Origin of the sequence: Neisseria sp. HMSC075C10 (assembly GCF_001815615.1) — a bacterium.
Taxonomy (GTDB): Bacteria; Pseudomonadota; Gammaproteobacteria; order Burkholderiales; family Neisseriaceae; genus Neisseria; species Neisseria subflava_A.
Genome location: NZ_KV821237.1, coordinates 1 through 6116 on the forward strand (window position 1 = coordinate 1; position 6116 = coordinate 6116).

General features: G+C 49.4%; 1 protein-coding gene, 2 tRNA genes and 3 rRNA genes. All 6 read left to right on the top strand.

Features of this window, described 5'->3' with window-relative positions; translation table 11 throughout:
• Positions 1-267 precede the first annotated feature (267 nt).
• Positions 268-1808: ribosomal RNA gene (locus HMPREF3047_RS01200) — 16S ribosomal RNA — on the top strand.
• 106 nt (positions 1809-1914) lie between these two features.
• Positions 1915-1991, top strand: a tRNA-Ile gene (locus HMPREF3047_RS01205).
• A gap of 5 nt (positions 1992-1996) precedes the next feature.
• A tRNA-Ala gene (locus HMPREF3047_RS01210) sits at positions 1997-2072 on the top strand.
• 348 nt (positions 2073-2420) lie between these two features.
• Positions 2421-5309, top strand: a 23S ribosomal RNA gene (locus tag HMPREF3047_RS01215).
• A gap of 94 nt (positions 5310-5403) precedes the next feature.
• A 5S ribosomal RNA gene (rrf, locus tag HMPREF3047_RS01220) occupies positions 5404-5517 on the top strand.
• The 16S, 23S and 5S rRNA genes sit together here with 2 tRNA genes alongside, the layout of an rRNA operon.
• Before the next feature lie 387 nt (positions 5518-5904).
• The coding region (locus HMPREF3047_RS01225; protein WP_070711971.1) for a ComEA family DNA-binding protein at positions 5905-6116 on the top strand (212 nt) is incomplete at its 3' end.

Consider the following 6116-nt stretch of genomic DNA (forward strand, 5'->3'; position numbering starts at 1 on the left):
GTTGTGAGGCGTATAGTTCGGTTCTTCGCTGCTGACGCGGTGAAGAAAACGAAGCAGACAGTATAACACAGTTAGTTAAAATTTTCGATAATTTTAGTTGACATTTGCTAAATGTACTGTATAATTCGATTCGCTCTTTAAAAAACAGATTACCGATAAGTGTGAGTGCATTAGGCCTCACACTGTTTGAAAGACAGACAAGATGATGTTTTAGACATTGTCCTGTCGGTTTCTTTGAAGCAGACCAGAAGTTATAAGTTAGAGATTGAACATAAGAGTTTGATCCTGGCTCAGATTGAACGCTGGCGGCATGCTTTACACATGCAAGTCGGACGGCAGCACAGAGAAGCTTGCTTCTTGGGTGGCGAGTGGCGAACGGGTGAGTAATATATCGGAACGTACCGAGTAATGGGGGATAACTAATCGAAAGATTAGCTAATACCGCATATTCTCTGAGGAGGAAAGCAGGGGACCTTCGGGCCTTGCGTTATTCGAGCGGCCGATATCTGATTAGCTAGTTGGTGGGGTAAAGGCCTACCAAGGCGACGATCAGTAGCGGGTCTGAGAGGATGATCCGCCACACTGGGACTGAGACACGGCCCAGACTCCTACGGGAGGCAGCAGTGGGGAATTTTGGACAATGGGCGCAAGCCTGATCCAGCCATGCCGCGTGTCTGAAGAAGGCCTTCGGGTTGTAAAGGACTTTTGTCAGGGAAGAAAAGGCTGTTGCTAATATCGACAGCTGATGACGGTACCTGAAGAATAAGCACCGGCTAACTACGTGCCAGCAGCCGCGGTAATACGTAGGGTGCGAGCGTTAATCGGAATTACTGGGCGTAAAGCGAGCGCAGACGGTTACTTAAGCAGGATGTGAAATCCCCGGGCTCAACCTGGGAACTGCGTTCTGAACTGGGTGACTAGAGTGTGTCAGAGGGAGGTAGAATTCCACGTGTAGCAGTGAAATGCGTAGAGATGTGGAGGAATACCGATGGCGAAGGCAGCCTCCTGGGATAACACTGACGTTCATGCTCGAAAGCGTGGGTAGCAAACAGGATTAGATACCCTGGTAGTCCACGCCCTAAACGATGTCAATTAGCTGTTGGGCAACTTGATTGCTTAGTAGCGTAGCTAACGCGTGAAATTGACCGCCTGGGGAGTACGGTCGCAAGATTAAAACTCAAAGGAATTGACGGGGACCCGCACAAGCGGTGGATGATGTGGATTAATTCGATGCAACGCGAAGAACCTTACCTGGTCTTGACATGTACGGAATCCTCCAGAGACGGAGGAGTGCCTTCGGGAGCCGTAACACAGGTGCTGCATGGCTGTCGTCAGCTCGTGTCGTGAGATGTTGGGTTAAGTCCCGCAACGAGCGCAACCCTTGTCATTAGTTGCCATCATTTAGTTGGGCACTCTAATGAGACTGCCGGTGACAAGCCGGAGGAAGGTGGGGATGACGTCAAGTCCTCATGGCCCTTATGACCAGGGCTTCACACGTCATACAATGGTCGGTACAGAGGGTAGCCAAGCCGCGAGGTGGAGCCAATCTCACAAAACCGATCGTAGTCCGGATTGCACTCTGCAACTCGAGTGCATGAAGTCGGAATCGCTAGTAATCGCAGGTCAGCATACTGCGGTGAATACGTTCCCGGGTCTTGTACACACCGCCCGTCACACCATGGGAGTGGGGGATACCAGAAGTAGGTAGGGTAACCGCAAGGAGCCCGCTTACCACGGTATGCTTCATGACTGGGGTGAAGTCGTAACAAGGTAGCCGTAGGGGAACCTGCGGCTGGATCACCTCCTTTCTAGAGAAAGAAGAGGTCTGATGCATTCACACTTATCGGTAAACTGTATAAAGATGCGGAAGAGAAAAGCTTGAGTGAAGACAAGATTCGCTTAAGAAGAGAATCCGGGTTTGTAGCTCAGCTGGTTAGAGCACACGCTTGATAAGCGTGGGGTCGGAGGTTCAAGTCCTCCCAGACCCACCAAGAACGGGGGCATAGCTCAGTTGGTAGAGCACCTGCTTTGCAAGCAGGGGGTCATCGGTTCGATCCCGTTTGCCTCCACCAAGAACTTTACAAATCAAAGGAAGCCTGCTATACTTAGCAGCTTATTTTGATTTGCGAAGTGAAATATCGACGCATCGATCTTTAACAAATTGGAAAGCCGAAATCAACAAACAAAGACAATGAGTTTGTTTTGATTTTTTGTTCTTTGCAAAGGATAAAAAATCTCTCGCAAGAGAAAAGAAAACAAACACAGTATTTGGGTGATGATTGTATCGACTTAATCCTGAAACACAAAAGGCAGGATTAGGACACAACAAAGCAGTAAGCTTTATCAAAGTAGGAATTTCAAGTTTGCTTCCCTAGTCAACGGGTAGGTAAACGAAGTCAAAGAGGTTCTTGAAATGATAGAGTCAAGTGAATAAGTGCATCAGGTGGATGCCTTGGCGATGATAGGCGATGAAGGACGTGTAAGCCTGCGAAAAGCGTGGGGGAGCTGGCAATAAAGCTATGATCCCGCGATGTCCGAATGGGGAAACCCACCTCTTAGGAGGTATCCTTATCTGAATACATAGGATAAGCGAAGCGAACCCGGAGAACTGAACCATCTAAGTACCCGGAGGAAAAGAAATCAACCGAGATTCCGCAAGTAGTGGCGAGCGAACGCGGAGGAGCCTGTACGTGATAACTGTCGAGATAGAAGAACAAGCTGGGAAGCTTGACCATAGTGGGTGATAGTCCCGTATTCGAAATCTCAATAGTGGTACTAAGCGTACGAAAAGTAGGGCGGGACACGTGAAATCCTGTCTGAATATGGGGGGACCATCCTCCAAGGCTAAATACTCATCATCGACCGATAGTGAACCAGTACCGTGAGGGAAAGGCGAAAAGAACCCCGGGAGGGGAGTGAAATAGAACCTGAAACCTGATGCATACAAACAGTGGGAGCACCCTTGTGGTGTGACTGCGTACCTTTTGTATAATGGGTCAACGACTTACATTCAGTAGCGAGCTTAACCGAATAGGGGAGGCGTAGGGAAACCGAGTCTTAATAGGGCGAATAGTTGCTGGGTGTAGACCCGAAACCGAGTGATCTATCCATGGCCAGGTTGAAGGTGCCGTAACAGGTACTGGAGGACCGAACCCACGCATGTTGCAAAATGCGGGGATGAGCTGTGGATAGGGGTGAAAGGCTAAACAAACTCGGAGATAGCTGGTTCTCCCCGAAAACTATTTAGGTAGTGCCTCGAGCAAGACACTGATGGGGGTAAAGCACTGTTATGGCTAGGGGGTTATTGCAACTTACCAACCCATGGCAAACTAAGAATACCATCAAGTGGTTCCTCGGGAGACAGACAGCGGGTGCTAACGTCCGTTGTCAAGAGGGAAACAACCCAGACCGCCAGCTAAGGTCCCAAATGATAGATTAAGTGGTAAACGAAGTGGGAAGGCCCAGACAGCCAGGATGTTGGCTTAGAAGCAGCCATCATTTAAAGAAAGCGTAATAGCTCACTGGTCGAGTCGTCCTGCGCGGAAGATGTAACGGGGCTCAAATCTATAACCGAAGCTGCGGATGCCAGTTTACTGGCATGGTAGGGGAGCGTTCTGTAGGCCGATGAAGGTGCATTGTAAAGTGTGCTGGAGGTATCAGAAGTGCGAATGTTGACATGAGTAGCGATAAAGCGGGTGAAAAGCCCGCTCGCCGAAAGCCCAAGGTTTCCTACGCAACGTTCATCGGCGTAGGGTGAGTCGGCCCCTAAGGCGAGGCAGAAATGCGTAGTCGATGGGAAACAGGTTAATATTCCTGTACTTGATTCAAATGCGATGTGGGGACGGAGAAGGTTAGGTTAGCAAGCTGTTGGAATAGCTTGTTTAAGCCGGTAGGTGGAAGACTTAGGCAAATCCGGGTCTTCTTAACACCGAGAAGTGATGACGAGTGTCTACGGACATGAAGTAACCAATACCACGCTTCCAGGAAAAGCCACTAAGCTTCAGTTTGAATTGAACCGTACCGCAAACCGACACAGGTGGGCAGGATGAGAATTCTAAGGCGCTTGAGAGAACTCAGGAGAAGGAACTCGGCAAATTGATACCGTAACTTCGGGAGAAGGTATGCCCTCTAAGGTTAAGGACTTGCTCCGTAAGCCCTGGAGGGTCGCAGAGAATAGGTGGCTGCGACTGTTTATTAAAAACACAGCACTCTGCTAACACGAAAGTGGACGTATAGGGTGTGACGCCTGCCCGGTGCTGGAAGGTTAATTGAAGATGTGCAAGCATCGGATCGAAGCCCCAGTAAACGGCGGCCGTAACTATAACGGTCCTAAGGTAGCGAAATTCCTTGTCGGGTAAGTTCCGACCCGCACGAATGGCGTAACGATGGCCACACTGTCTCCTCCTGAGACTCAGCGAAGTTGAAGTGGTTGTGAAGATGCAATCTACCCGCTGCTAGACGGAAAGACCCCGTGAACCTTTACTGTAGCTTTGCATTGGACTTTGAAGTCACTTGTGTAGGATAGGTGGGAGGCTTTGAAGCAGAGACGCCAGTCTCTGTGGAGCCGTCCTTGAAATACCACCCTGGTGTCTTTGAGGTTCTAACCCAGACCCGTAATCCGGGTCGGGGACCGTGCATGGTAGGCAGTTTGACTGGGGCGGTCTCCTCCCAAAGAGTAACGGAGGAGTTCGAAGGTTACCTAGGTCCGGTCGGAAATCGGACTGATAGTGCAATGGCAAAAGGTAGCTTAACTGCGAGACCGACAAGTCGAGCAGGTGCGAAAGCAGGACATAGTGATCCGGTGGTTCTGTATGGAAGGGCCATCGCTCAACGGATAAAAGGTACTCCGGGGATAACAGGCTGATTCCGCCCAAGAGTTCATATCGACGGCGGAGTTTGGCACCTCGATGTCGGCTCATCACATCCTGGGGCTGTAGTCGGTCCCAAGGGTATGGCTGTTCGCCATTTAAAGTGGTACGTGAGCTGGGTTTAAAACGTCGTGAGACAGTTTGGTCCCTATCTGCAGTGGGCGTTGGAAGTTTGACGGGGGCTGCTCCTAGTACGAGAGGACCGGAGTGGACGAACCTCTGGTGTACCGGTTGTAACGCCAGTTGCATAGCCGGGTAGCTAAGTTCGGAAGAGATAAGCGCTGAAAGCATCTAAGCGCGAAACTCGCCTGAAGATGAGACTTCCCTTGTGGTTTAACCACACTAAAGAGTCGTTCGAGACCAGGACGTTGATAGGTGGGGTGTGGAAGCGCGGTAACGCGTGAAGCTAACCCATACTAATTGCTCGTGAGGCTTGACTCTATCATTTGAAGAACTTCAAAGATAAAAGCTTACTGACTGATTCAGTCATCACCAAATAATTGATTAAGGCTTTACCGATTTGTAACAGTTTAAGTTTGGCGGCCATAGCGAGTTGGTCCCACGCCTTCCCATCCCGAACAGGACCGTGAAACGACTCAGCGCCGATGATAGTGTGGTTCTTCCATGTGAAAGTAGGTCACCGCCAAACACCCATTCCAAAGCCCCCGACTGATGTCGGGGGCTTTTTACATGCCTGTCAGTTCTGTCGGTTTGACGATAGGAGGTAGGGTAATGGGTGCAAGGATATTGATGAACCGATACCCATTCCGATGCCTATTGAGTGTTCGTGCATGCTTGTTGTTTAAATTAAAGGATGACAACTCTGTTGTTATTCTTGAACAAAAGTACCGAAAGTTACGGTTAACTGTTTAGAATATTTGAAATAAAATGATATTTGCGTTAATATGGCGTAAGCATTTATGCGGGTATGGGCTGTTGCCCTATCTGCGTATGTGACAGTGTTTACAGAGTGGGATAAAACCATTCGGTAGACTTTATGACTGATTCAATCAAATATGTTATGGGAAAAAATCTGATGAAGAAATTTTTATTTGGTGCATTTGCCGCCGTCTGTGCAGCATTCTCTTTGGCCGCCGTGAACATTAATACCGCGTCTTCTGCCGAACTGGAGGCCTTGCCGGGTATCGGCCCGGCTAAGGCGAAAGCGATTGTGGAATACCGTCAGAAGAACGGTGCGTTCAAATCGGTGGAGGAGCTGAAAAACGTGAAGGGCATCGGTGATGCGGT